This window comes from Streptomyces sp. NPDC041191 (genome assembly GCF_055591945.1).
Window position 1 is genome coordinate 1 of sequence record NZ_JBVIZC010000009.1, and the last position, 24,427, is coordinate 24,427.

The window sequence follows — 24,427 nt, forward strand, 5'->3', positions numbered from 1 at the left end:
CGCCCGGTTACATTCCGAACCCGGAAGCTAAGCCTTTCAGCGCCGATGGTACTGCAGGGGGGACCCTGTGGGAGAGTAGGACACCGCCGAACAATTCTTCAGGACCCCTGGTCCCAGCGTTCACGCTGGGACCAGGGGTCCTTTTGTTTTTCTGGATTTTTCCGATGCGCGGCAGAGAGCCGGCTGCGCGAGAATGACTGCAGTACCCGAAGACAGGAGTCACCATCATGCCCACCAACTCTCCCGACGACCGTCCGGAGCGCGAGCCGCGTCGCAGGGACGGTGCTGGTGGCGACCGGGGCGGTTTCCGCGGGCCTCGTCGTGATGACCGTGGCGGCGACAACCGTGGCAGTGGTTTCCGTCGTGACGACCGCGGTGGTGACAACCGTGGCGGCGACAACCGTGGCAGTGGTTTCCGTCGTGACGACCGCGGTGGTGACAACCGTGGCGGCGACAACCGTGGCGGTGGCTTCCGTCGCGACGACCGCGGCAGTGACAACCGTGGTGGCGGCTTCCGTCGCGACGACCGTGGTGGCGACAACCGTGGCGGCGACCATCGCGGTGGTGGTTTCCGCCGTGACGACCGTGGTGGCGACCGCCCGGCCTTCCGTCGCGATGACCGCCCTTCCTTCCCGCGTGACGAGCGTCGGGACGACAACCGTGGTGGCGGGTTCCGTGGGCGGGACGACCGTGGCGGTGACAACCGTGGCGGTGGCTTCCGTCGTGACGACCGGGGCGGTGACAACCGTGGCGGTGGCTTCCGTCGTGACGACCGGGGCGGTGACAACCGTGGTGGCGGTTTCCGTCGTGACGACCGTGGTGGCGACCGCCCGACGTTCCGCCGGGACGACCGTCCCTCCTACCCGCCGCGCGACGACCGGCGCGACGACAACCGTGGCGGCGGGTTCCGCCGCGACGACCGCGGGGGCGACAACCGTGGCGGCGGCTTCCGCCGCGACGACCGGGGCGGCGACCGCCCGGCCTTCCGTCGCGATGACCGTCCCTCGTACCCGCAGCGCGACGACAACCGCAGTGGTGGCGACTTCCGTCGCGACGACCGTGGTGGCGACAACCGTGGCGGCGACCATCGCGGTGGTGGTTTCCGCCGCGACGACCGTGGTGGCGACCGCCCGGCCTTCCGCCGGGACGACCGCCCTTCCTTCCCGCGTGATGAGCGTCGGGACGACAACCGTGGTGGCGGGTTCCGTGGGCGGGACGACCGTGGCGGCGACAACCGTGGTGGCGGCTTCCGTCGCGACGACCGTGGCGGTGACAACCGTGGTGGCGGCTTCCGTCGCGACGACCGTGGCGGTGACAACCGTGGTGGTGGCTTCCGTCGTGACGACCGGGGCGGCGACCGCCCGACGTTCCGCCGGGACGACCGTCCCTCCTACCCGCCGCGCGACGACCGGCGCGACGACAACCATGGCGGCGGGTTCCGCCGTGACGATCGCGGGGGCGACAACCGTGGCGGCGGCGGCTTCCGCCGCGACGACCGGGGCGGCGACCGGCCGGCCTTCCGCCGGGACGACAACCGGGGTGGCGGGTTCCGTGGGCGGGACGACCGTGGCGGCGACAGCCGGGGCGGGTACGGGCGCAGGGACGATCGGGGCGGCCGGGACCGGGACCGCGACCGTGGGGACCGCGCGCCGATCAGGCGGCTGCCGATCCCGCCGGAGGTCACCGGTGAGGAGATCGACCCGGACGTGCGCCAGGAGCTGATGAGCCTGCCCAAGGGGCTCGCCGAGGACGTCTCGCGCAACCTCGTCATGGTGGCCCAGCTGATCGACGAGGACCCGGAGCAGGCGTACGAGTACTCCAAGATCGCCCTGCGGCTCGCGTCCCGCGTGGCCGCCGTCCGCGAGGCCGCCGGGTTCGCGGCGTACGCCACGCAGAAGTACTCCGAGGCGCTGGCCGAGTTCCGGGCCGCGCGCCGGATGAGCGGCGGGGTCGAGCTGTGGCCCGTCATGGCCGACTGCGAGCGCGGTCTCGGCCGGCCCGAGCGGGCGCTGACGATGGCCGGTGAGCCCGAGGTGCAGAAGCTCGACAAGGCCGGCCAGGTCGAGATGCGGCTGGTCGCCGCCGGCGCCCGCCGGGACCTGGGGCAGATCGACGCGGCCATCGTGACGCTGCAGAGCCCCGAGCTGGCCTCCGGCGCGGTCCACCCGTGGACCGCGCGCCTGCGGTACGCGTACGCCGACGCGCTGCTCGCCGCCGGCCGCGAGCAGGAGGCGCGGGAGTGGTTCGCCAAGGCTCTGGAGGCCGACAAGGACGGCGCCACGGACGCCTCCGACCGGCTCGCCGAGATGGACGGTGTCGAGTTCGTGGACGCGTTCGACGACTCCGAGGACTCCGAGGACTCCGACGACTCCGACGACTCGGACGGGCCCGTGGAGGCCGACGGCTCCGAGGGGACCGGCGGCCCGCGCGAGGTGCCGGGCGACGGTGACGAGCGGGACGGCGACAAGGGCTGATCCGGTCCGGCAGTGAGAAGGGCGGCACCCCCGGGGGTGCCGCCCTTCGTCGTTTCCGGGTGTCGCGTCAGTCCAGCGCGAGGCTCCTCAGGACCAGGCCCGTCGCGGGCTTCGGGCCGAAGGAGGTCGACTTGCGGGGCATCGTGACGCCCTGGCGGGCGAGGTCCCGGACGACCTCCTCGCGTACCGGATGCAGGAGGACCGCCGTGCCGCCCCGGCGTTCCGCCTGGGCGACCGCCGCACCGGCGTCGTGGAGGTAGGAGATGTCCTCGGGGGCGTCCGGGACGTGCCAGACGTGCTCCAGGAGGGTGGAGTGCAGGACCGTCGCGTCCAGCGTGCGCCACGCCCCGGGGCGGTCCGCGCGGATCGTGCGCTCCAGGAGGGCGGGGTCCGGGCGGTCCAGGAGGTGGAAGCGGCCGTCTCCCGCGAGGAGGAAGGCGTTGCCCCCGGCCGTGGCGGTCGCGAGGGCCTCCAGGGCCGCCGGCAGGGGGCCGTCGATCCGGCGCACCCGGAAGGAGTCGCCGACGGCCGCGAGGGCGGCGGCGACCGGCAGCCGGTTGAGGAGGCGGTGGATGGCACGGACCCGCAGGGGATAGCGGGCGGTGTCCACCAGGAGGACCAGGCCGTAGTTCCAGGGACCCGGCGAGGCGTGTTCCTCGCGCAGGCGCAGATAGGTGGCCCAGCGGTGGTGGCCGTCCGCGATGAGGGCCTGGTGGCGGCCGAGACCGGTGGTGGCGGCGGCCTGTTCGGCCGGGTCCGTCACCGCCCAGAGGCGGTGGCGGAAGCCGTCCTCGGTGGTGGTGCAGAGCAGCGGCTCGCGCCGGACGGCGCGTTCGATCACCTCGTCCGGGCCTGAGCCCTCCTCCCCGACGTAGGTGAGGAGCAGGGGTTCGAGGTTGGCGGCGGTGGTCCGCATCAGGTCGGCGCGGTCCTCGACCACGTGCGGCATGACGTCCTCGTGGGGGAGGACGACGCCCGCCTCGGGGGGCGAGAGCTCCAGGGCGCCGATGAGCCCGCGCTGGAGGACGCCGTCGCCCCGCTGCTCGTACACGTAGAGCGCGGGCGTCGGGTCGGGGGCGAGGACGCCGTCCGCCAGCCAGCGGTCGAGGGTGACGGCGGCCTTGCGGTGGCGGATGCCGGCGGTGAGGGCCTGAGGGAGGATCAGCCGGACGATGTTGTGCGGGTCCGCCGACTCCAGATGGATCAGTCCGTCAGGTCGTACGACGACGTCGTAGGGCGGGGACGTCACGGCGGCGAGGCTGCCGACCCGTTCGGGGACGTACCGGAGGCCGCGGAACGGGGTCAGGCGCAGCCCCGCAGCGTCGGCGCGGACGTCGTCGGCCGCGTGACCTGAGGTGTTCATCTCGACATCGTATGCGGGCCGGGACATGAGCGATGATCGGGGTAGCGGGGGGATCACAGTCGGTGAGACGAGGAGCGAGCGGTGACGGTGCGGAACGACCGGGAACGGCGGAACGACGGCGGCAGGAAGCGGCCCGGGGACAGCGCGGCGCCGCTGAGCGGGGCGTACGACACGGCCCTCCTGGACCTGGACGGGGTCGTCTACCGGGGCGGCGTGGCCGTTCCGCACGCCGTCGAGGCGCTGGGAGCGGCCCGGGAGGACGGGATGCGCCTCGCGTACGTCACCAACAACGCGCTGCGGACGCCCGACGCCGTCGCGGCGCACCTCACGGAGCTGGGCGTGCCGGCGGAGGCCGGGGACGTGGTCACCTCGGCGCAGGCCGTCGCCCGGCTGATCGCGGACGAGGTTCCGGAAGGGTCGCGGGTGCTGCTCATCGGCGGCGAGGGGCTCGCGGTGGCGCTGCGCGAACGGGGGCTCGTGCCGGTGGAGTCGGCGGACGACGACCCGGCGGCGGTCGTGCAGGGGTACGGGGGGCCCGAGCTGCCGTGGAAGAGGTTCGCGGAGGCGGCCTACGCGGTGGGGCGGGGCGTGCCGTGGTACGCCTCGAACACGGACCTGACGATTCCCGCCGCGCGGGGGATCGGGCCCGGGAACGGGGCGGCCGTGGAGGTCGTACGGATCGCGACGGGGGGCAGGTTCGAGCCGAAGGCGGCGGGGAAGCCGCTGCCGCCGATGCACCGGGAGACGGTCCTGCGGACCGGGGCGGAGCGGCCGCTGGTCGTCGGGGACCGGCTGGACACGGACATTGAGGGCGCGTTCAACGGAGGGGTGGACTCGCTGCTCGTCCTCACCGGGGTGACGGACGTGCCCCAGCTCCTCGCGGCCGTGCCCGAGCACCGTCCGACGTATGTGGCGGCCGACCTGCGGGGACTGCTCGTGGGACAGCCGGAGGTGGTCGCGGACGGGGCCGGGGGATTCGTCTGCGGGGGCTGGCGGGCGTCGGTCGAGGGGGGCGCGCTGGTGCTCGACGGGAAGCCGGGGGAGGGCTCCGAAGCGGTGGACGCGATGGACGCGGTACGGGCCCTGTGCGGGGCCGCCTGGACGGCGGCGGACGCGGGCGCGGGCGTGCCGGTCGCGGGGGAGGCGCTCGCGCGGCTGGAGCTGTGAGGGACGGTGGGCCGGGAAGCGGTGGGACCGGCGGTCGGCGGGCCGGGTTCGGAGGACCGTGGCCGGTGGCCGGTGGCCGGTGGCCGGCGGGGCGGGCCGTCGGGTGGCGGGACGGGCCGACGGGACCCGGCAGAGGAGCCGAGAAGTTGGGTAGGCTAACCTAACTTCGCTTGGGTCGGGGCCGTCGTCCGGCACGATCGCGGACGAGGACGACGGGAGTCACGGGCATGGACGGTCGGCAGGGGCAGCGCCTGAGCGCGGAGGCGGTCACGCTGGCGTACGAGCAGCGGGTCATCGCCCGCGACCTGTCCGTCGAGATCCCCGACCACTCCTTCACCGTCATCGTCGGGCCGAACGCCTGCGGCAAGTCCACCCTGTTGCGCGCCCTCTCCCGGATGCTGAAGCCGAGCGAGGGGCGCGTCCTGCTCGACGGGCAGTCGATCCAGACCATGCCGGCCAAGAAGGTCGCCAAGACCCTCGGCCTGCTGCCCCAGACCTCGGTCGCGCCCGACGGCATCACCGTCTCGGACCTCGTCGCCCGGGGCCGTTATCCGCACCAGGGGCTGCTGCGCCAGTGGTCCCCGGAGGACGAGCGGATCACGCGGGAGTCGATGGAGGCGACCGGGGTCGCGGAGCTGGCCGACCGGTACGTGGACGAGCTCTCCGGGGGGCAGCGCCAGCGCGTCTGGATCGCCATGGCGCTCGCCCAGCAGACCCCGCTGCTCCTGCTCGACGAGCCGACGACGTACCTCGACATCCAGCACCAGATCGACGTCCTCGACCTGTGCGCCGAGCTGCACGAGACGCAGGGCCGCACGCTCGTCGCCGTCCTCCACGACCTGAACCACGCGGCCCGGTACGCGACCCACCTCATCGCCGTCCGCGCCGGCGAGGTGGTCGCCGAGGGGCCGCCGTCCGAGGTCGTGACCGCCGAGCTGGTCGAGCGGGTCTTCGGGCTCCGCTGCCGGGTCGTCGAGGACCCCGAGACGGGGACGCCCCTGGTCGTGCCGGCCGGTCGGAAGGCGCGGGCCGCGTCGCGGTGACGGGACCGCGAGGCCGTGGGGGAGGCGCGGGCCCGCGGGCTACAGGAGCGAGCGGAGGCGCAGGAGGTCGCGGAAGCCGGCCTCCAGCCGGACCCGGCCCGAGGCCCACGCCTTCGCGAAGTTCAGCCGGCCGTCCACCATCGCCACCAGGTCGTCGCTCTCCATCGCCAGCCGGATCTGCGCCTTCGCCGGCGGCGGGCCCCCCCACCGTGGAGTCGACCTCGATCCGCCCGCCCGCGAGGCGGCCCGTGAAGGTCGTGTCCAGGTCGGTGACGTGGCAGCTCAGGGTGCGGTCGAGCGCGGCCGCGCCGCGCACGCCGCCCTCGGCCCGCGCGAGGTTGCCGGAAAGTCTGTCCAGTGCGCCGCGGCACTCGGTGATCGTCGCCATCGCCGTCGACGGTACCCCAGGGCTTCGCGGTAGCGTCGGGGCATGAGCGACGTGATGCCGGAACCGGGGTCCCTGACGGACGGCGGGGTGCCGGGACCGGGGCCCGTGACGGACGGCGGAGTGACGGGACCGGCCGGTGGCGGGCCCGCCGGCCGGGCACCGGAGGAGGCCCCCGGCGGGACCCCTCCCCGGGCCCCCGTCGAGGCCCCCGCCGAGGCGTCCGGCGAGTCCCGCGCCGAAGCGGCCCGGGTGGAACCCGCCGGAACGGCCGACGAGCCGCCGGAGCCTGCCGCCGCGCTGCTCGGGATCGACCGGGAGCCGACCGGCCACGCCGCCGTCGACGCCCGCCTCGCGCGTCTCGCCGAGATCGACCGCCTTCCGGCGGACCGGCACCTGGAGGTGTACGAGGATGTACACCGTGGACTGCGCGACGAACTGACCTCGCTCGACGCGCGGCCCGCCCCCCATCCGCACGAAAACAGGAGCTGAACAGAACGTGGCAGGAGTGGCACGCCGCCGTCTCGACGCCGAGCTGGTGCGGCGCAAGCTCGCGCGCTCGCGGGAGCACGCCGGCCAGCTGATCGCCGCGGGCCGGGTGACCGTCGGCAAGACCGTCGCCACCAAGCCCGCCACCCAGGTCGAGACCGCCGCGGCCATCGTCGTCGCCCGGGACGAGTCCGACCCCGACTACGTCTCGCGCGGCGGCCACAAGCTCGCCGGGGCCTTCGCGGCCTTCGTGCCCCGGGGACTCGTGGTCGAGGGGCGGCGCGCCCTCGACGCCGGGGCCTCCACCGGCGGCTTCACGGACGTCCTGCTGCGCGCGGGCGCCGCCCACGTCGTCGCCGTCGACGTCGGCTACGGGCAGCTCGCCTGGTCGCTGCGGAGCGACGAACGGGTCACCGTCAAGGACCGCACGAACGTGCGCGAGCTGACGCCCGACGCGCTCGACGGCGTTCCCGTCGACCTCGTCGTCGGCGACCTGTCCTTCATTCCGCTCGGCCTCGTCCTGCCCGCCCTGGCGGCCTGTACGGCACCCGGCGCCGACCTCGTCCTCATGGTCAAGCCGCAGTTCGAGGTGGGCAGGGAGCGGCTCGGCACGGGCGGCGTCGTCCGGTCCGCCGAACTCCGCGCCGACGCCGTGAAGAACGTGGCCCGGCAGGCCGGCGACCTCGGACTCGGTGTCCTCGGCGTCACCGCCAGCCCGCTGCCCGGCCCGTCCGGCAACGTCGAGTACTTTCTGTGGCTGCGGGCAGGGGCGCCCGCGCTGGATCCGGCGGACGTCGACCGCGCCGTGGCGGAAGGACCTCGTTGACCTCAACGGCAGCACCATCAGAGACCGCACCGCGTACCGTGTTCCTGCTCGCGCACACCGGGCGGCCCGCCGCCGTGCGCAGCGCCGAGCGGGTCGTCCAGGGGTTGTTGCGCTCCGGCATCGGCGTCCGCGTCCTGGCGGCCGAGGCGGCGGACCTGCCGCTGCCGCCCTCCGTGGAGAAGGTGCCTGAGGCGTGCTCCGACGCGATCGACGACTGCGAACTCCTCGTCGTCCTCGGCGGTGACGGCACCCTGCTGCGCGGCGCCGAACTCTCCCGCGCCTCCGGCGTGCCGATGCTCGGCGTCAACCTGGGGCGGGTGGGCTTCCTCGCGGAGGCCGAACGCGACGACCTCGACCAGGTCGTGGAACGGGTCGTCACCCGGGACTACGAGGTCGAGGAACGGATGACCCTCGACGTCACCGTGTACCAGAACGGCGACGTCCTGCACCGCGACTGGGCCCTCAACGAGGCGGCCGTGCAGAAGGTGTCCCCGGAGCGGATGCTGGAGGTCGTGCTCGCGATCGACGGCCGCCCGGTGACCGGCTTCGGCTGCGACGGGGTGATCTGCGCGACACCGACGGGCTCCACCGCGTACGCCTTCTCGGCGGGCGGGCCGGTGATCTGGCCCGAGGTCGAGGCGCTGCTCATGGTCCCCATCGGGGCGCACGCCCTCTTCGCCAAACCGCTGGTGACCACCCCGGAGTCGGTGCTCGCGGTCGAGGTCGAGCCGCACACCCCGGACGGGGTGCTGTGGTGCGACGGGAGGCGGACGGTGGAACTGCCCGCCGGCGCGCGGGTCGAGGTCCGGCGGGGTGCCGTGCCGGTCCGGCTCGCCCGGCTGCACCACGCCTCCTTCACGGACCGGCTCGTCGCCAAGTTCGCCCTGCCGGTGTCGGGGTGGCGGGGCGCGCCGCGCTGACCGGACTCTCCGTCCCGCCGCCGTGCGGGCCGCCCGGCCGGCCGGAGCACCGCCCCGGCCGGCCCCCTCCTCCCGGTGCCCGGCGCCCGAACGAGCGGCGCGCCGGGAGGTCACGGCCGGGCCGATGTCGCATCGGACCAGGGAAACCTCGTATGGTCTGGGGCGTGCTGGAGGAGATGCGGATACGGTCGCTCGGAGTCATCGACGACGCTGTGGTCGAGCTGTCGCCCGGCTTCACCGCGGTGACCGGTGAGACCGGTGCGGGCAAGACCATGGTCGTGACCAGCCTGGGGCTGCTGCTCGGCGGCCGGGCGGACCCGGCGCTCGTACGGATCGGCGCGGCCTCGGCCGTGGTCGAGGGGCGGATCAGCGTGCCCCCGGGCACACCGGCCGCCCTGCGCGCGGAGGAGGCCGGGGCGGAGCTCGACGAGGGCGCCCTGCTCGTCAGCCGTACGGTCTCGGCCGAGGGGCGCTCCCGGGCCCACCTCGGCGGGCGTTCCGTACCCGTCGGGCTGCTCGCCGAACTCGCCGACGAACTCGTGGCCGTCCACGGCCAGACCGACCAGCAGGGCCTGCTCAAGCCCGCCCGGCAGCGCGGCGCGCTCGACCGGTACGCGGGCGCGGCCGTCTCCGGACCGCTCGCCGCCTACGGCGAGGCGTACCGGCGGCTGCGGGCGGTCACCGCCCAGTTGGACGAGATCACCACCCGGGCCGCGGAACGCGCCCAGGAGGCCGATCTGCTGCGCTTCGGGCTCGACGAGATCGAGGCCGTCGCCCCGCTGCCGGGGGAGGACGCCGAACTGGCGGCCGAGGCCGACCGGCTCGGACACGCCGAGGCCCTGGCCTCCGCCGCCGCGCTCGCGCACGGCGCGCTCGCGGGCTCCCCCGAGGACCCCGAGTCCGTCGACGCGACCACGCTCGTCGCGGGCGCGGGCCGGGCCCTGGAGGCCGTACGGTCGCACGACCCGGCGCTCGCCGCGCTCGCCGACCGGATGGGGGAGATCTCCATCCTGCTCGCGGACGTGGCGACCGAGCTGGCCGGGTACGCCGACGACCTGGACGCCGATCCGCTGCGGCTCGCCGCCGTCGAGGAGCGGCGCGCGGCCCTCACGCAGCTGATCCGCAAGTACGGGGACGGGGAGGGCACCGGCGCCGTCCTGGCCTGGGCGGAGGAGAGCGCCGCCCGGCTCGGCGAACTGGACGACGACGGCGGCCGGATCGAGGAGTTGACCGCCGAGCGGGACCGGCTGCGCGACGAGCTGTCGGCGCTCGCGCAGCGGCTCACCGACGCCCGCACGGAGGCGGCGGACCGGTTCGCCGCCGCCGTCACCGCCGAACTCGCCTCGCTGGCCATGCCGCACGCGCGCGTGTCCTTCGCCATCCGGCAGACCGAGGACCCCGAGGGGGTCGAGGTCGGCGGCCGGCGGGTCGCGTACGGGCCGACCGGCGCCGACGAGGTCGAGCTGCTGCTCGCCCCGCACCCCGGCGCCCCGCCCCGGCCGATCGCCAAGGGCGCGTCCGGCGGTGAGCTGTCCCGGGTGATGCTGGCCGTGGAGGTCGTCTTCGCCGGGGTCGATCCGGTGCCGACGTACCTCTTCGACGAGGTGGACGCGGGCGTCGGCGGCAAGGCGGCCGTCGAGATCGGCCGCCGTCTCGCCAGGCTCGCCAGGACGGCCCAGGTCGTCGTGGTCACCCACCTCCCGCAGGTCGCGGCCTTCGCCGACCGCCAGCTGCTGGTGGAGAAGACCCACGACGGCTCGGTGACCCGCTCCGGCGTCACCGTCCTGGAGGGCGAGGAGCGGATCAGGGAGCTGTCCCGGATGCTCGCCGGGCAGGAGGACTCCGAGACGGCCCGCGCCCACGCGGAGGAACTGCTCGCGGCGGCGCGGGCGGACGGGTGAGGCGCCTCGCCTCCTTCGCCGCGGCCGCCGGGGCGACCCGGGCCGTGTACGAGGGGCTGCGGCGGCTCCCGCCCGGCGCGCGGCGGGTCCGGACGAACCACGCGGGGCGGGAGGTCGACCTGTGCGCCGGGCCCGCCGTCGCCCTCGGGGCGGCGGCCGGGAGCGGCAGCGGGCCCGTCGCGTTCGCCGTGCTCGTCGCGGGGGCGTGCGGGGCCTACGACGACGCCAGGGGGGACCACCGGCGCGGTTTCCGGGCGCACGCCGCGGCGCTGCGGGGCGGCGAGGTGACCAGCGGGGCCGTCAAGCTCCTCGGGATCGGGGCCGCCTCGCTGGTGGCCGGGGCGCTCCTCAAGGAGAGGCCGCTCGACAAGGTCCTCGCCGGGATCGTCGTTGCGGGCAGTGCCCATCTGGTGAACCTCGTGGACGTGCGGCCCGGACGCGCCGGTCTGGCGGTGCTCGCGCTCGGCGTGCCCGGACTGCCCGGCGGCCCGCTCGCCGCGGCCCCCATGGGTGCCGCCGCCGCGGTCCTCGGGGAGGACCTCGCCGAGCGGACCATGCTCGGCGACACCGGAGCCCACGCGCTCGGCGCCGCCGTCGGCGGCGCGATCGCCGCCGGGAACGGGCGGTTCGGGCTCGCCGCGCACGCGGCCGGACTGGTCGCCGCGGCCGTGTGGGGGGAGTGCGTGGCTTCCTCGCGCGCTCGCTCGGGCGGGTGAACCCGCGGCGCGAGAGCCCTCGCCGTACGCCCACCGTCCAGGGGAACGACGGCACGCGAGTGCCGGAACGCGCGTACGGTCGGGGGCGCGAACTGGCATTCTTGGGGGCGTGACACAGCTCCGTACGGTCCAGGTGTTGGGCGGGGGCGGCGCGGGCAGCAGCGCTCACGTCCGATCACTCGCCGCGGGGCTGGTGGCGAGGGGCGTGCGGGTGACCGTGTGCGCCCCTCCCGCGCTCGACCGCGCCCATGACTACCCGGGGACCGGCGCCCGCTTCGTGCCGCTGCCCCGCCTCGGCGACCCCGCCGCCGTCACCGCGCTCCGCAACGCCTTCGTCGGCGCGGACGTGGTCCACGCGCACGGGCTCCACGCCTCCGTGCGGGCCGCGCTCGCGCTCTCCGGCGGGCCGGGGGTCCCCCTCGTGACGACCTGGCACACCCGGAGCCACGCGGACGGGGCGCGGGCCGGGCTCGTCCGGCTCCTCGAACGCCGGACCGCGCGGGCCGCCCGCGTCGTCCTCGCCACCTCCTCCGAACTGGTCGACCGGGCCCGGCGGCGCGGTGCCCGCGACGCCCGCCTCGCCCCCGTCGCCGTGCCCGCCGCGCACGGGCCCGTCTGCCTCCACGACGGCAAGGTGCGTGCCGAACTCGGCGCCGTCGACCGCCCGTTGCTGGTGACGGTGGGGGCGCTGGAACGGGGCCGGGGCCACCGGACGCTGCTCGACGCGGCCCGGGAGTGGCGGGACCTCGACCCCCGGCCGCTCCTCGTGATCGCCGGGGAGGGGCGCGAACGGGCACGCCTCCGGCGGCGGATCGCCGGCGAGGACCTTCCGGTACGGCTGCTCGGGCACCGCGAGGACGTCGCGGAGCTGCTGGCGGCGGCGGACGTCGCCGTCCTCCCGTCCCGCTGGGAGGCCCGCTCCCCGCTCGCCCAGGAGGCGCTGGGGCTCGGCGTGCCGCTCGTCGCGACGGCGGTGGGCGGCCTCCCGGAACTCGTCGGTGACGCGGCGGAGTTGGTGCCGTACGGGGACGCGGGGGCGCTCGCGGCGGCGGTGCGGGGGCTCCTGGAGGACGCGGACCGGCGGATGGACCTGGCGGCGGCCGGCCGGACGCAGGCGGGGACGTGGCCGACCGAGGACGACACGGTGGCCCACGTGCTCAGCGTGTACGACGAACTGGCGGGGCGGTGACGGAGGGCGCCGCCGCCCTCACGGCGTGAGGCGGCGGGCCCTGAGGGCCAGGGAGAGGGCCAGGACCGTCTGGGGATCGTCCAGGTCGGTGCCCAGGAGTTCGGAGATGCGGGCCAGCCGGTTGTAGAGGGTCTGGCGGTTGAGGTGCAGCTCGCGGGCGGTCTCCGCCTTGCGGCCCGCGTGGGCCAGATACGTCTCCAGGGTGGGCAGGAGCGGCGGCCGGGAGGTGCGGTCGTGCTCCCGCAGGGGACCGATCGCCCGGTCCACGAAGGCCGCGAGCACCGTGTCCCCGTGCAGGTGCAGCCGCCACAGGAGCAGGTCGATGTCGAGGCGCCGCGCGTCGTACCAGGGCCGGTCCGACAGGCCCTGCGCCGCCGTCGCCGTCTCCGCCGCGTGCCGCAGGCCCGCCGAGGCCGCCGCCCACCCTCCGGCGACGCCCACCACGACCACCGGCGGGTGCGCCCCGGCCCGCTCCAGACCCGCCCGGCCCACGCCCGCGCGCAGGGCCGCCGCGACCCGGTCCGCGACCGCCGTGCGCTCCGTCTCCGAGCGCAGCCCGAGGAGGAGGGGGACCAGGCCCTCGACCGGGCGGACGCCCAGGAGGACGGGGACGCCGACGGAGGAGAGCTCCTCCAGGACCGCGCGGGCGAGCGGCGCCCAACTGCCGGCCGGGGAGAGTTCCGGCGCCAGGCGCATCACCACCGGCAGGAGCGGGCCGTCCCCCGGCCGGAAGCCGAGGACCCGGGCCTGGGCCGGGGCGTCCTCGGCGCCGATCGCGCCCTCCGCCAGGTCCGTCAGGAAGTCGCCCCGGCCGCGCGCGGCCAGTTCCTCCTCCTGCCGGGCCTGCATGAGGACGACCGCGAGGAGCCCGGCCGCCCGCTCGGCCGCCATCCGGTGGACGGGGGAGAGGGCGCCGGAGACCGCGGAGAGCACCAGACGGGCCCGTACCGAACCGGTACCGGGGCCGCCGCCGGGCACGTCGACCAGGACCGTCCCGGCGGGCGGGCCGGACTCGCGGGCCGTCCGCCCGCCGCGCAGGCCGTCCCACACCTGGAGCGGATCGGCGGGCGCGGGCCCGGCGCCCGCCGCGTACAGGAGCCGGCCGTCGGCGGTCTCCAGGAAGACCGGGTTGGCGGCGAAACCGGAGAGGACGCGCAGCACCTGCGGGACCCCGCCGCCGCCGAGCAGGGCCTCCGTGCACTGCCGGTGGACCTCCTCGGCCTGCCGCTGGAGGGCGTAGTGGCCGTTGACGATCTCGGTGTGGATCTCCTCGGTCACCGCCACGAACGGCACCTCGCGGTGCAGCTGCACCAGCGGCAGGCCCGCCGTCCGCGCGGCCTCCACGATCGCCGCCGGCAGCCGGGCGAAGCGCGGCCCCAGCTCCACCACGAGCGCCGCGATGCCCCGGTCGGCGAGCCGCCGCACGAAGGCCCGCTGCTCGGCCGGCCGGGTGCCCAGGCCGAGGCCCGTGGTCAGCAGCAGCTCGCCGCCCTTGAGCAGCGACGCGATGTTCGGCACCTCGCCCGCGTGCACCCAGCGCACCGTGCGGTGCAGCCGGTCCGCGCAGGCGACCACCTCCGGAAGCCCGCCGCGCAGGCCCGGGAGTTCGAGCGCCCGCCGCACGGTGATCCCGTCCTGGTTGTCCATGGCCCCGGACGCTACCCGCGTCCCCGTTCCGGCGACATCACCCGGGGGTCACGGGACCGTACGGCCGGGGCGGCGGGGCGGCAACTCGGCGTCTCCGGGAGGCGGTTGCGCGGGCACACGGCGAGTGTGACCCGCGTCACTCCCGGCCCGCCGCCGACGGGCCGGGAGTGACGCGCCCGGCCCGTCGCGCCGCCCGCCCGGGGCCGCGGGGCGCCCTCAGCCGCCGTACGCGCCGCTGGCCGTCAGCCGCAGGGCGGTGTCGATCAGGGGGACGTGGCTGAACGCCTGCGGGAAGTTGCCGACCTGGCGCTGGAGCACCGGGTCCCACTCCTCCGCGAGCAGACCGAGGTCGTTGCGGAGCGAGAGCAGCTTCTCGAAGAGGGTGCGGGCCTCGTCCACGCGGCCGATCATCGCCAGGTCGTCGGCCAGCCAGAAGGAGCACGCCAGGAACGCGCCCTCGTCGCCCGCCAGGCCGTCCACGCCGGCGTCCTGGCCGGCCGTGGGGTAGCGCAGCACGAAGCCGTCCTCGGTGGACAGCTCCCGCTGGATCGCCTCGATCGTGCCGATGACCCGCTTGTCGTCCGGCGGCAGGAAGCCCATCTGCGGGATCAGCAGCAGCGAGGCGTCCAGCTCCCTGGAGCCGTACGACTGCGTGAAGGTGTTCCGCTCCTTGTCGTAGCCCTTCTCGCAGACGTCCCGGTGGATCTCGTCGCGCAGCTCGCGCCAGCGCTCCAGCGGGCCGTCGGCGTCCCCGGACTCGATGAGCTTGATCGTGCGGTCCACGGCCACCCAGGCCATCACCTTGGAGTGCACGAAGTGCCGGCGCGGGCCGCGGACCTCCCAGATGCCCTCGTCGGGCTGGTTCCAGTTCTTCTCCAGGTACTCGATCAGCTTGAGCTGGAGCAGGGAGGCGTAGTCGTTGCGGGACAGGCCGGTCATGTGCGCCAGGTGCAGGGCCTCGGTGACCTCGCCGTACACGTCCAGCTGGAGCTGGTTCGCGGCGCCGTTGCCGACCCGGACCGGGGTGGAACCCTCGTACCCCGGCAGCCAGTCCAGCTCCGCCTCGCCCAGCTCCCGCTCGCCCGCGATGCCGTACATGATCTGGAGGTTCTCCGGGTCGCCCGCGACCGCGCGGAGCAGCCAGTCCCGCCAGGCGCGGGCCTCCTCGCGGTAGCCGGTGCGCAGCATCGAGGAGAGGGTGATGGCCGCGTCCCGCAGCCAGGTGTAGCGGTAGTCCCAGTTCCGCACGCCGCCGATCTCCTCGGGCAGCGAGGTGGTCGGGGCGGCGACGATCCCGCCGGTCGGCGCGTACGTCAGCGCCTTCAGGGTGATCAGGGAGCGGACCACCGCCTCCCGGTAGGGGCCGTGGTACGTGCAGTGGTCGACCCACTCGCTCCAGAAGCCGACGGTCGCCTCCAGGGCGCCCTCGGGGTCCGGCAGCGCCGGCGGCTCCTTGTGCGAGGGCTGCCAGGAGAGGGTCAGGGCCACCCGCTCCCCGGGGGAGACGGTGAACTCGGAGTACGTGGTGAGGTCCTCGCCGTGGGTCTCCGCCTCGGTGTCCAGCCACACCGAGTCGGGTCCGGCGACCGCGACCGTGCGCTCGCCGACCTTGTGCACCCAGGGCACGATCCGGCCGTAGCTGAACCGCATCCGCAGCGCGGACCGCACGGGGACCCGGCCGCTGACGCCCTCCACGATCCGGATCAGCTGCGGCGCGCCGTCGCGCGGGGGCATGAAGTCGGTCACCCGGATCGTGCCGCGCGGGGTGTCCCACTCGGACTCCAGGACGAGCGAGTCGCCCCGGTAGCGGCGCCGGTCGGCGGGGGCCGGCTCGGCGTCCTCGGGGCCCGCGGGGCCCACCCGCCAGAACCCGTGTTCCTCGGTGCCGAGGAGCCCCGCGAAGATCGCGTGCGAGTCGAAGCGGGGCAGGCAGAGCCAGTCCACGCTGCCGTCCCGGCAGACCAGGGCAGCGGTCTGCATGTCTCCGATGAGTGCGTAATCCTCGATGCGCCCGGCCACGTGCTTCACTCCAGTCGAACGGCCATGTCCGCCCCTCGGGGCGCTTGCTCCGGATGCGGGCCGGTGGCCGGCCCGCTCTGTCCGAGTGTGTCAGCGGTCGGGGGTCTTCGGCGGACCCCGGCCCGGGACGGTCGTGCTTCCCGGGCGCCCGGCCCCGGACGAGGGTGGCGGCGCCGTCGGTCGGCCGGCTCGGAAGGCCGGTCCGAGCAGGATACGTCGAGCCGCCCACCGCCCGGTGGGCAAGCCCGCGACAGCCTTGCTCCTATCAGGTGAACACCCCTTTCCCCGGGCCGGTGGGAGGCGGTTCCGGCGGTCGCGTCGCCGTCCGTGAACGGCCGGCTCCCGCGTGTGGCCGGAAGCGGTCTCCCCCTGTCGCTGATACCCTGGTACCCCGTGGACCGGTGGGAAACGGCGACAGCCGAGGACCCCGAAACCGCAGCGACGGCACCCCCCGATTCTTCCGGAGGGGGCGCCGGTACGCACCTCCAGAACGCGACCACGGGAGCCCCCTCTTGGCGATGCCGCCCAACACCACGACGACCAAGCACATCTTCGTCACCGGGGGTGTCGCCTCCTCCCTCGGCAAGGGCCTCACCGCCTCCAGCCTGGGTGCGCTCCTCAAGGCGCGGGGCCTGCGGGTCACGATGCAGAAGCTCGACCCGTACCTCAACGTCGACCCCGGCACGATGAACCCGTTCCAGCACGGCGAGGTGTTCGTCACCAACGACGGCGCCGAGACCGACCTGGACATCGGCCACTACGAGCGCTTCCTCGACGTCGACCTCGACGGCTCGGCCAACGTCACCACCGGCCAGGTGTACTCGCAGGTCATCGCCAAGGAGCGGCGCGGCGAGTACCTGGGCGACACCGTGCAGGTCATCCCGCACATCACCAACGAGATCAAGTCCCGCATCCGCCGCATGGCGACCGGCGACGTGGACGTGGTCATCACCGAGGTCGGCGGCACCGTCGGCGACATCGAGTCCCTGCCGTTCCTGGAGACCGTGCGCCAGGTCCGCCACGAGGTCGGCCGCGACAACGTCTTCGTCGTGCACATCTCGCTGCTGCCCTACATCGGCCCGTCCGGCGAGCTGAAGACCAAGCCGACCCAGCACTCGGTCGCCGCCCTGCGCAACATCGGCATCCAGCCCGACGCGATCGTGCTGCGCGCCGACCGCGAGGTCCCCACCGCCATCAAGCGCAAGATCTCGCTGATGTGCGACGTGGACGAGGCCGCCGTGGTCGCCGCCATCGACGCCAAGTCGATCTACGACATCCCGAAGGTGCTGCACACCGAGGGCCTGGACGCCTACGTCGTCCGCAAGCTCGACCTGCCCTTCCGCGACGTGGACTGGACCGTCTGGGAGGACCTCCTGGACCGCGTCCACAACCCGGAGCACGAGGTCACCGTCGCGCTCGTCGGCAAGTACATCGACCTGCCCGACGCCTACCTCTCGGTCACCGAGGCCATGCGGGCCGGCGGCTTCGCGAACAAGGCCCGGGTCAAGGTGAAGTGGGTCACCTCCGACGAGTGCAAGACCCCGGCCGGCGCCGAGAAGCAGCTCGGCGACGTCGACGCGATCCTCGTCCCCGGCGGCTTCGGCGACCGGGGCGTGAGCGGCAAGGTCGGCGCGATCCGGTACGCCCGCGAGCACAAGGTGCCGCTGCTCGGGATCTGCCTGGGCCTCCAGTGCATCGTCATCGAGGCGGCGCGGAACCTGGCCGGCATCCCCGAGGCCAACTCCACCGAGTTCGACCCGGCCACCGCGCACCCCGTCGTCTCCACGATGGAGGAGCAGCTCGCGTACGTCGAGGGCGCCGGCGACCTGGGCGGGACGATGCGCCTGGGCCTGTACCCGGCGAAGCTCGCCGAGGGCTCGATCGTCCGCGAGGTCTACGGCGACGAGCCGTACGTGGAGGAGCGCCACCGCCACCGCTACGAGGTGAACAACGCCTACCGCGCGGAGCTGGAGAAGAAGGCCGGTCTGGTCTTCTCCGGCACCTCCCCGGACAACAAGCTCGTCGAGTACGTCGAGTACCCGCGCGAGGTCCACCCCTACCTGGTCGCCACCCAGGCGCACCCGGAGCTCCGCTCCCGCCCGACCCGCCCGCACCCGCTTTTCGCGGGCCTGGTCAAGGCGGCCGTCGAGCGCAAGACGGGCAAGCAGGCCGGGTGACCGGCGCACCGGTCCCGCGGCGTTAACGTTGCCGGGGTGCGGGTCCTCCGGGCCCGTGCCCCGGCTTTCGTGTGTTCGTGCAGAGGTACGCGTGTTCGCGTACGGGAGGACGGCTATGGAGTTGCAGGACACCCCGCAGGAGTGGAAGGTCGTCGAGACGGCGACCCCGTTCCGGGGGAAGAAGACGAGCGTCCGTACGGACGACGTGGTCATGCCGGACGGCACGGTCGCGCGCCGCGACTACCAGGTGCATCCCGGTTCGGTGGCCGTCCTGGCCCTGGACGGGGAGGACCGGGTCCTCCTGATCAAGCAGTACCGGCACCCGGTGCGGCAGAAGCTCTGGGAGATCCCGGCCGGGCTCCTCGACGTGCCCGGGGAGAACCCGCTGCACGCGGCCCGGCGCGAGCTGTACGAGGAGGCGCACGTCGAGGCCGCCGACTGGCGGGTCCTGACCGACGTCTACACCTCGCCGGGCGGCTGCGACGAGGCCGTGCGGATCTTCCTCGCGCGGGACCTCGCGGAGGCGGAGGGGGACCGCTTCGAGGTCGCCGAGGAGGAGGCCGACATGGAGACGGCGCGGGTGCCGCTCGCGGACCTCGTGCGGGGCGTCCTCGCGGGCGAGCTGCACAACAACTGCCTGGTCGTGGGGGTCCTCGCGCTGGCCGCCGCCCGCGCGGGCGAGGGTCTGGACGCGCTCCGTCCCGCGGACGCGCCGTGGCCGGCGCGGCCGTTCGCCTCGTAGCCCGTTTCCGTCCGCCACGGGAGCTATCCGGTCTGAAGATCTGCTGATCCGATCGGGGGATGTGCCCGCCCTGCTCCACCGGGGACGGGCCCCGCCCTGAACTACGCTCGGAAACGCCCGTGTGGAGCCCCTCGCGGGATCGGCTCGTGCGCAGGTGGACGGGAGCGTGGCCCGTGACGGATCAGGCGGTGGCGACGGCCGGCAACCGGCGGTTCTTCGGCCGGCAGCGCGAGTTGAAGGCCCTGCGCGCCGACATCGAGCGGACCGGCCTCGACACCCTCACCGGCCGCAAGGCGCCCCGTGCCCGGGTCCTGCTCGTCGCCGGCAGGCCCGGCTCCGGGCGCACCGCCCTCGCCGAGGAGCTGGCCGCCGGGATCGCCGACCGGTACCCCGACGGGATCGTCCGCGCCCGGCTCACCGAGCCCGGCGGGGCGCCCGTCCCCGTGGCCCGGGCCGCGCAGGAGCTCCTGGCCGCGCTCGGGGTCCCCGAGCCCCCCGGCGCCGCCGAGGACGAGCTGACCGAACTGGTCCGCGGCGCCTTCGCCGGCCGCCGGGCCGTCCTGATCCTGGACGACGCCGTCGACGCGGAGCAGGCGGACCCGCTCATCCCCGACGAGCCCGGAACCCTGGTGATCGGCGTCTCCGGGGGACCGCTCACCGGCATCCCCGACGTGCGGCCCTGCACCCTCGGCGGACTCGACCCCAAGTCCGCCATCGAACTGCTCAGCGCCTTCACCGGCTCCGTCCGCATCACCGTCGACCCGCAGGCAGCCGAGACCCTCGTGGAGGAGTGCGGAGGGCTGCCCGCCGCCGTCGTCCTCGCCGGCGGCTGGCTCTCCACCCACCCCAAGACGTCCGTCGCCGACCTCGCCAAGCGGCTGCGCGCGTCGAGCGGCGACCCCCTCGTCCGGGCCTTCCGCCTCGCCCACGAGGCGTTGCCCCCCACCGCCGCGCGGATACTGCGATTCCTCGCGCTCGCCCCGCTCGGCCGGGCCGACGCGCACACCGCCTCCGCCCTGGCCGGCTGCTCGGTCTCGGCCGCCGCCACCACGCTCGCCGACTTCGCCGCCCTGGGGCTCGTCTCCGCGGGCGAGGACGGGCAGTACGAGGTGCGCGCCCATCTCGTCCCCCTCCTCCGCGCCCGGCTGGAGGAGTGCGACCGGCCCTCCGAGGTGCAGCTCGCCCGGGCCCGCATGCTGGAGCGGACCGTACGGCTCCTCCAGTCCTGCCGCGCGGTCACCGAGCCCGAGGGCTCGCCCGCCCGCAGGAAGCTGGCCGGACTGCCGCGCGCCCTGCGCTTCCCGACCGCCGCCGCCGGGGCCGCCTGGCTGGAGTCCCGGCGGCCCGTGCTGCTCGCCTCCGCCCGCCTCGCCGTCGCCGACGGGGAGCTGGACACCCTGGCCCGGCGCCTGATCGCCTCCCTGGTCAAGGCGCTCGCCGCGCACCGCGGGGCCGAGGCCGCCGCCCCCGAGCTGTACGGCCTGCACCGGCTCGTCCTGGACGTGGCCGAGCGGCGCGGGCTGCACCGGGAGCGGGCCGCGGCCCTGCTCAACCTGGCCGACCTCGACGCCCGCACCGGAAGGACGAAGGACGCTCTTCTGCGATATCGGTTGGCACTGGAGGCCGGACGCGCAGCAAATGATCCGTATGCGACCGGCCGGGCGATGGAATCCGTAGGCGGCTCCTACCAGGAGCTGGGGGACTGGCAGCGGGCCGGCGACTGGTACGGCCGGGCGCTCGCCCAGCGCCTCGCCCGGGACGAGCGCGCCGACCAGGCCCGGCTCTACGGCCGCCTCGGCGCCGTGCAGACCTACGCGGGCCGGTACGGGGAGGCGCTGCGGAACTGGCGGGCCGCCGCCGCCGGCTACCGCAGGCTCTCCGATCTGCCCGGCTACGCAAGGGCGTTGAGCGAGGCGGCCCGCGTCCAGGAGTACGCCGGACGGCCCGAGGAGTCCCTGCGGACCTGCGAGGAGGCGGTGGAGTGGGCCCGCCGGGCCCAGGACGTCCGGCTCCAGGCGGCGCTCCGGCTGCGCCTCGCGGACACCCTAGACCGGCTCGGGGACCCGGCCGCCGCCCGGCTGCACCGGGCCGGAGCGGAGAGGCTGCTGGAAACCGCACCGCCCGCCTACGAAATCCGCAGTGGCTTCATCGAAGATTGATACTTTGAAAGGCTAGACAGCGGTACCTCCTTCATTAGACTGGTCGAGCCGCGTTCCCACGTGGTCTGCCCCGGTGTGCCGTCATGCCTCCGGGTATGTATCGCAGTGCGCCAGTTATCCCCCTGATTCAAGGACCGTGATCGACGATGAAGGTCGGCATCCCCCGCGAGGTCAAGAACAACGAGTTCCGCGTGGCCATCACCCCCGCCGGTGTCCACGAGCTCGTCCGCCACGGCCACCAGGTCCTCGTGGAGCAGAACGCCGGTGTCGGCTCCTCGATCACGGACGAGGAGTACGTCGCCGCCGGTGCGGAGATACTCCCCACCGCCGACGAGGTCTGGGCCGCCGCCGACCTGCTCCTCAAGGTCAAGGAGCCGATCGCGGAGGAGTACCACCGCCTCCGCAAGGACCAGACCCTCTTCACCTACCTGCACCTCGCCGCCTCCCGCGAGTGCACGGACGCGCTCCTGGCCTCCGGCACCACCGCCATCGCGTACGAGACCGTCGAGACCGCCGGCCGCGCGCTCCCGCTGCTCGCCCCGATGTCCGAGGTCGCGGGCCGCCTGGCCCCGCAGGTCGGCGCCTACCACCTGATGCGCTCGGCCGGCGGCCGCGGCGTCCTCCCCGGCGGCGTCCCCGGCACCCACGCCGGCCGCGCCGTCGTCATCGGCGGCGGCGTCTCCGGCTGGAACGCCACCCAGATCGCCGTCGGCATGGGCTTCCACGTGACCCTGCTCGACAAGGACATCAACAAGCTCCGCGAGGCCGACAAGGTCTTCGGCACCAAGGTGCAGACGATCGTCTCCAACGCCTACGAGCTGGAGAAGGCCGTCGTCGAGGCCGACCTCGTCATCGGCGCCGTCCTCATCCCGGGCGCCAAGGCCCCGAAGCTGGTCACCAACGAGCTCGTCGCCAGGATGAAGCCCGGAAGTGTCCTTGTCGACATCGCCATCGACCAGGGCGGCTGCTTCGAGGACTCGCACCCGACCACCCACGCCGAGCCGACCTTCCGGGTCCACGACTCGGTCTTCTACTGCGTCGCCAACATGCCCGGCGCGGTCCCGAACACCTCCACCTACGCCCTCACCAACGCCACGCTGCCCTACATCGTGTCGCTGGCGAACAACGGCTGGGCCGAGGCGCTGCGCCGCGACCCCGCCCTCGCCCTGGGCCTCAACACCCATGACGGCAAGGTGGTTTACAAGGAGGTCGCCGAGGCCCACGGTCTCGAGCACGTCGAGCTGAACAGCCTCCTGGGCTGACCCGCGCGGCACCGCCGTCAACGCGTGCCGTCAATGCCGCGCACCCGGCCGGACCTTGTTCGACAAGGTCCGGCCGGCTGTGTCTCCGGCCACGTCGAAACGTTCGGACGACTCGCCGCGAACGTGACCCTTCATCCGATTCGCACACCCCGAAAACGCGCGGATGCGTCCCCGTGCGCCCTTGACAGCGGGGTGATCGGTTACCGACACATCGGGCCGGGTCCGACGGATTGTGTTGCTGCGGACCGGTGACACGCCATAGAGTCGCCAACCGTCGGCATGGTGCCACGCTGACCTATCGATAAATGTTCCCGGTCACACCCAAGGAGGTAAGACGACTTGTGAATGAGTCGACATTTACTCCCGGGAGTGGTGCGCCGGGAGCTCCGATCGGCTCCGTCGCGGTGCGGACCTTCGCGACGCACCAGCCCGTGACGACAGCCCACACGATGAAGACGATGGACGGCCTACACGTGAACGCCACGGCCGGCAACGAGATGGGCCGAGAGTCCACCCACTTCGCCGCCTACGACGAGGTGCCCGAGGGGCACTTCTACGACCCCGACGCCGAGTACGAGCCCGATCCGGAGTACGCGGCCACCCTCGCGCCCGACGCTGCCCGCCAGCGCCGCGAGCGGATCGGCCCGACCGGACGGCCCCTGCCGTACTTCCCGATCCCCGGTCCGCTGACCGACCACGGTCCGGCGAAGATCATCGCGATGTGCAACCAGAAGGGCGGCGTCGGCAAGACCACGTCGACCATCAACCTGGGCGCCGCGCTCGCCGAGTACGGCCGACGGGTCCTGCTCGTGGACTTCGACCCGCAGGGAGCCCTGTCGGTCGGCCTCGGCGTGAACCCGATGGAGCTGGACCTCACCGTCTACAACCTGCTCATGGAGCGGGGCATGTCGGCGGACGAGGTGCTCCTGAAGACCGCCGTGCCCAACATGGACCTGCTGCCGAGCAACATCGACCTCTCGGCCGCCGAGGTCCAGCTCGTCAGCGAGGTCGCGCGCGAGTCCACCCTCCAGCGCGCCCTGAAGCCGCTGATGAACGACTACGACTACATCGTGATCGACTGTCAGCCCTCGCTCGGCCTGCTGACCGTGAACGCCCTGACGGCGGCTCACAAGGTCATCGTGCCGCTGGAGTGCGAGTTCTTCGCGCTGCGCGGCGTCGCCCTGCTGACCGAGACCATCGAGAAGGTCCAGGAGCGGCTCAACCCCGAGCTGGAGCTCGACGGCATCCTCGCCACGATGTACGACTCCCGGACCGTGCACAGCCGCGAGGTCCTCGCGCGCGTGGTCGAGGCGTTCGACGACCACGTGTACCACACGGTCATCGGGCGGACCGTGCGCTTCCCGGAGACCACGGTCGCCGGCGAGCCCATCACCACGTACGCCTCCAACTCCGTGGGCGCCGCCGCCTACCGCCAGCTCGCCAGGGAGGTGCTCGCCCGGTGTCACGCCGAGTGAGCCTGCCCGGCGCCGACGAACTCTTCCGTACGACCGGGGGGACGGGGCTCCAGGCGTCCGCGCCGCGCCGGACCGTCCCGGCGCCGGCGGGCGAGAGCGACCCGGCGGCGGCCGACGCCTCCGCGGAGCACGCGACCGCCGGCTCCGAGGCGGCGGAACCGCGCGCCCGGACGGCCGGGCAGGAGAAGGCGGCGCCCGCCGTCCCCGCCCCGGCGGCGTCCCGGCGGCGCGGCGGCCGTACCGCGAGCCGGCGGCCCAGCGGCCGCGAGCGCCACGACGAGAAGATCACGGTCTACGTCTCCGCCGAGGAGCTGATGGACCTGGAGCACGCCCGGCTCGTCCTGCGCGGCGAGCACGGCCTCGCCGTCGACCGGGGCCGGATCGTCCGGGAGGCCGTCGCGGTCGTCCTGGCGGACCTGGAGTCGCGCGGCGACGCGAGCATCCTCGTCCGCCGCCTGCGCGGCCGCTGACGA

The 24,427-nt window shown here is 74.4% G+C and carries 19 protein-coding genes, 1 rRNA gene and 1 pseudogene; 16 read left to right on the plus strand and 5 right to left on the minus strand.

Going from position 1 to position 24,427, the window contains the following annotated elements; genetic code table 11:
- Window positions 1–92 (plus strand): 5S ribosomal RNA (gene rrf, locus ACZ6AQ_RS18555); the annotation flags it as partial.
- A gap of 6 nt (window positions 93–98) precedes the next feature.
- Here rrf and ACZ6AQ_RS18560 read toward each other — a convergent pair.
- On the minus strand, window positions 99–1,427 hold the full coding sequence (locus tag ACZ6AQ_RS18560; RefSeq protein ID WP_468760741.1) for a hypothetical protein: 1,329 nt from the start codon (window positions 1,425–1,427) through the stop codon (window positions 99–101).
- 279 nt (window positions 1,428–1,706) lie between these two features.
- On the opposite strand from ACZ6AQ_RS18560, the gene ACZ6AQ_RS18565 reads away from it, so the two are divergent.
- Window positions 1,707–2,474: a tetratricopeptide repeat protein gene (locus ACZ6AQ_RS18565; protein ID WP_468760742.1), complete on the plus strand. Its 768-nt coding sequence runs from the start codon at window positions 1,707–1,709 to the stop codon at window positions 2,472–2,474.
- Between the two features lie 67 nt (window positions 2,475–2,541).
- On the opposite strand, the gene ACZ6AQ_RS18570 is transcribed toward ACZ6AQ_RS18565, so the two are convergent.
- Entirely contained in the window at window positions 2,542–3,837 is a 1,296-nt protein-coding gene (locus ACZ6AQ_RS18570; protein ID WP_468760743.1) for a DUF1015 family protein, read from the minus strand.
- 81 nt (window positions 3,838–3,918) lie between these two features.
- Between ACZ6AQ_RS18570 and ACZ6AQ_RS18575 the strand changes: the two genes are divergently transcribed.
- Entirely contained in the window at window positions 3,919–5,004 is a 1,086-nt protein-coding gene (locus ACZ6AQ_RS18575) for an HAD-IIA family hydrolase (protein ID WP_468760744.1), read from the plus strand.
- Between the two features lie 227 nt (window positions 5,005–5,231).
- Entirely contained in the window at window positions 5,232–6,047 is an 816-nt protein-coding gene (locus ACZ6AQ_RS18580; protein WP_468760745.1) for an ABC transporter ATP-binding protein, read from the plus strand.
- Window positions 6,048–6,086: 39 nt separating this feature from the next.
- On the opposite strand, the pseudogene ACZ6AQ_RS18585 reads toward ACZ6AQ_RS18580, so the two are convergent.
- Window positions 6,087–6,435, minus strand: a pseudogene (locus tag ACZ6AQ_RS18585) (SCP2 sterol-binding domain-containing protein).
- Window positions 6,436–6,477: 42 nt separating this feature from the next.
- On the opposite strand from ACZ6AQ_RS18585, the gene ACZ6AQ_RS18590 reads away from it, so the two are divergent.
- The 6 genes from ACZ6AQ_RS18590 (at window position 6,478) to ACZ6AQ_RS18615 (ending at window position 12,473) form a co-directional block, all read left to right on the plus strand.
- On the plus strand, window positions 6,478–6,924 hold the full coding sequence (locus ACZ6AQ_RS18590) for a hypothetical protein (RefSeq protein ID WP_468760746.1): 447 nt from the start codon (window positions 6,478–6,480) through the stop codon (window positions 6,922–6,924).
- Window positions 6,925–6,931: 7 nt separating this feature from the next.
- On the plus strand, window positions 6,932–7,747 hold the full coding sequence (locus ACZ6AQ_RS18595) for a TlyA family RNA methyltransferase (protein WP_468760747.1): 816 nt from the start codon (window positions 6,932–6,934) through the stop codon (window positions 7,745–7,747).
- Window positions 7,744–8,667 (plus strand): NAD kinase, encoded by a 924-nt coding sequence (locus ACZ6AQ_RS18600; RefSeq protein ID WP_388693955.1) that lies wholly within the window; start codon window positions 7,744–7,746, stop codon window positions 8,665–8,667. The genes ACZ6AQ_RS18595 and ACZ6AQ_RS18600 overlap by 4 nt, the downstream gene beginning before the upstream one ends.
- A 152-nt stretch (window positions 8,668–8,819) precedes the next feature.
- The gene (recN, locus tag ACZ6AQ_RS18605) at window positions 8,820–10,568 is read left to right on the plus strand and encodes a DNA repair protein RecN (RefSeq protein ID WP_468760748.1); all 1,749 of its coding nucleotides are present in this window, start codon (window positions 8,820–8,822) and stop codon (window positions 10,566–10,568) included.
- Entirely contained in the window at window positions 10,565–11,284 is a 720-nt protein-coding gene (locus ACZ6AQ_RS18610; RefSeq protein WP_468760749.1) for a hypothetical protein, read from the plus strand. Before recN ends, ACZ6AQ_RS18610 begins: the two co-directional genes overlap by 4 nt.
- Window positions 11,285–11,393: 109 nt before the next feature.
- Entirely contained in the window at window positions 11,394–12,473 is a 1,080-nt protein-coding gene (locus tag ACZ6AQ_RS18615) for a glycosyltransferase family 4 protein (protein ID WP_468760750.1), read from the plus strand.
- Window positions 12,474–12,491: 18 nt separating this feature from the next.
- Here the strand turns inward: ACZ6AQ_RS18615 and ACZ6AQ_RS18620 are convergent, their stop codons facing one another.
- Complete coding sequence (locus ACZ6AQ_RS18620; RefSeq protein ID WP_468760751.1) at window positions 12,492–14,120, minus strand: PucR family transcriptional regulator; 1,629 nt, start codon at window positions 14,118–14,120, stop codon at window positions 12,492–12,494.
- A gap of 216 nt (window positions 14,121–14,336) precedes the next feature.
- Window positions 14,337–16,139: a glycoside hydrolase family 15 protein gene (locus tag ACZ6AQ_RS18625; protein ID WP_468760752.1), complete on the minus strand. Its 1,803-nt coding sequence runs from the start codon at window positions 16,137–16,139 to the stop codon at window positions 14,337–14,339.
- Between the two features lie 518 nt (window positions 16,140–16,657).
- Between ACZ6AQ_RS18625 and ACZ6AQ_RS18630 the strand changes: the two genes are divergently transcribed.
- The 6 genes from ACZ6AQ_RS18630 to ACZ6AQ_RS18655 all read left to right on the plus strand — a co-directional run bounded on the left by ACZ6AQ_RS18630 (window position 16,658) and on the right by ACZ6AQ_RS18655 (window position 24,424).
- Window positions 16,658–18,316, plus strand: a complete 1,659-nt coding sequence (locus ACZ6AQ_RS18630) for a CTP synthase (RefSeq protein WP_468760996.1) — start codon at window positions 16,658–16,660, stop codon at window positions 18,314–18,316.
- Between the two features lie 115 nt (window positions 18,317–18,431).
- Complete coding sequence (locus tag ACZ6AQ_RS18635; RefSeq protein WP_468760753.1) at window positions 18,432–19,058, plus strand: NUDIX domain-containing protein; 627 nt, start codon at window positions 18,432–18,434, stop codon at window positions 19,056–19,058.
- Between the two features lie 173 nt (window positions 19,059–19,231).
- Window positions 19,232–21,217: a tetratricopeptide repeat protein gene (locus ACZ6AQ_RS18640; RefSeq protein WP_468760754.1), complete on the plus strand. Its 1,986-nt coding sequence runs from the start codon at window positions 19,232–19,234 to the stop codon at window positions 21,215–21,217.
- Between the two features lie 146 nt (window positions 21,218–21,363).
- Complete coding sequence (ald, locus tag ACZ6AQ_RS18645; protein ID WP_468760755.1) at window positions 21,364–22,479, plus strand: alanine dehydrogenase; 1,116 nt, start codon at window positions 21,364–21,366, stop codon at window positions 22,477–22,479.
- 449 nt (window positions 22,480–22,928) lie between these two features.
- Window positions 22,929–23,954, plus strand: a complete 1,026-nt coding sequence (locus tag ACZ6AQ_RS18650; protein ID WP_030212665.1) for a ParA family protein — start codon at window positions 22,929–22,931, stop codon at window positions 23,952–23,954.
- Complete coding sequence (locus ACZ6AQ_RS18655) at window positions 23,951–24,424, plus strand: hypothetical protein (RefSeq protein WP_388693993.1); 474 nt, start codon at window positions 23,951–23,953, stop codon at window positions 24,422–24,424. The genes ACZ6AQ_RS18650 and ACZ6AQ_RS18655 overlap by 4 nt, the downstream gene beginning before the upstream one ends.
- The last annotated feature ends 3 nt before the right edge of the window (window positions 24,425–24,427 follow it).

Bases quoted from the DNA above. Each gene is read 5' to 3' on its own strand.
- ACZ6AQ_RS18560 (WP_468760741.1), bottom strand. From the start codon at position 1,427: ATGGTTGTCGTCGCGCCGGTCGTCGCGCGGCGGGTAGGAGGGACGGTC.
- ACZ6AQ_RS18570 (WP_468760743.1), bottom strand. From the start codon at position 3,837: ATGAACACCTCAGGTCACGCGGCCGACGACGTCCGCGCCGACGCTGCG.
- ACZ6AQ_RS18580 (WP_468760745.1), top strand. From the start codon at position 5,232: ATGGACGGTCGGCAGGGGCAGCGCCTGAGCGCGGAGGCGGTCACGCTG.
- ACZ6AQ_RS18590 (WP_468760746.1), top strand. From the start codon at position 6,478: ATGAGCGACGTGATGCCGGAACCGGGGTCCCTGACGGACGGCGGGGTG.
- recN (WP_468760748.1), top strand. From the start codon at position 8,820: ATGGTCTGGGGCGTGCTGGAGGAGATGCGGATACGGTCGCTCGGAGTC.
- ACZ6AQ_RS18620 (WP_468760751.1), bottom strand. From the start codon at position 14,120: ATGGACAACCAGGACGGGATCACCGTGCGGCGGGCGCTCGAACTCCCG.
- ACZ6AQ_RS18630 (WP_468760996.1), top strand. From the start codon at position 16,658: ATGCCGCCCAACACCACGACGACCAAGCACATCTTCGTCACCGGGGGT.
- ACZ6AQ_RS18635 (WP_468760753.1), top strand. From the start codon at position 18,432: ATGGAGTTGCAGGACACCCCGCAGGAGTGGAAGGTCGTCGAGACGGCG.
- ald (WP_468760755.1), top strand. From the start codon at position 21,364: ATGAAGGTCGGCATCCCCCGCGAGGTCAAGAACAACGAGTTCCGCGTG.
- ACZ6AQ_RS18650 (WP_030212665.1), top strand. From the start codon at position 22,929: ATGAAGACGATGGACGGCCTACACGTGAACGCCACGGCCGGCAACGAG.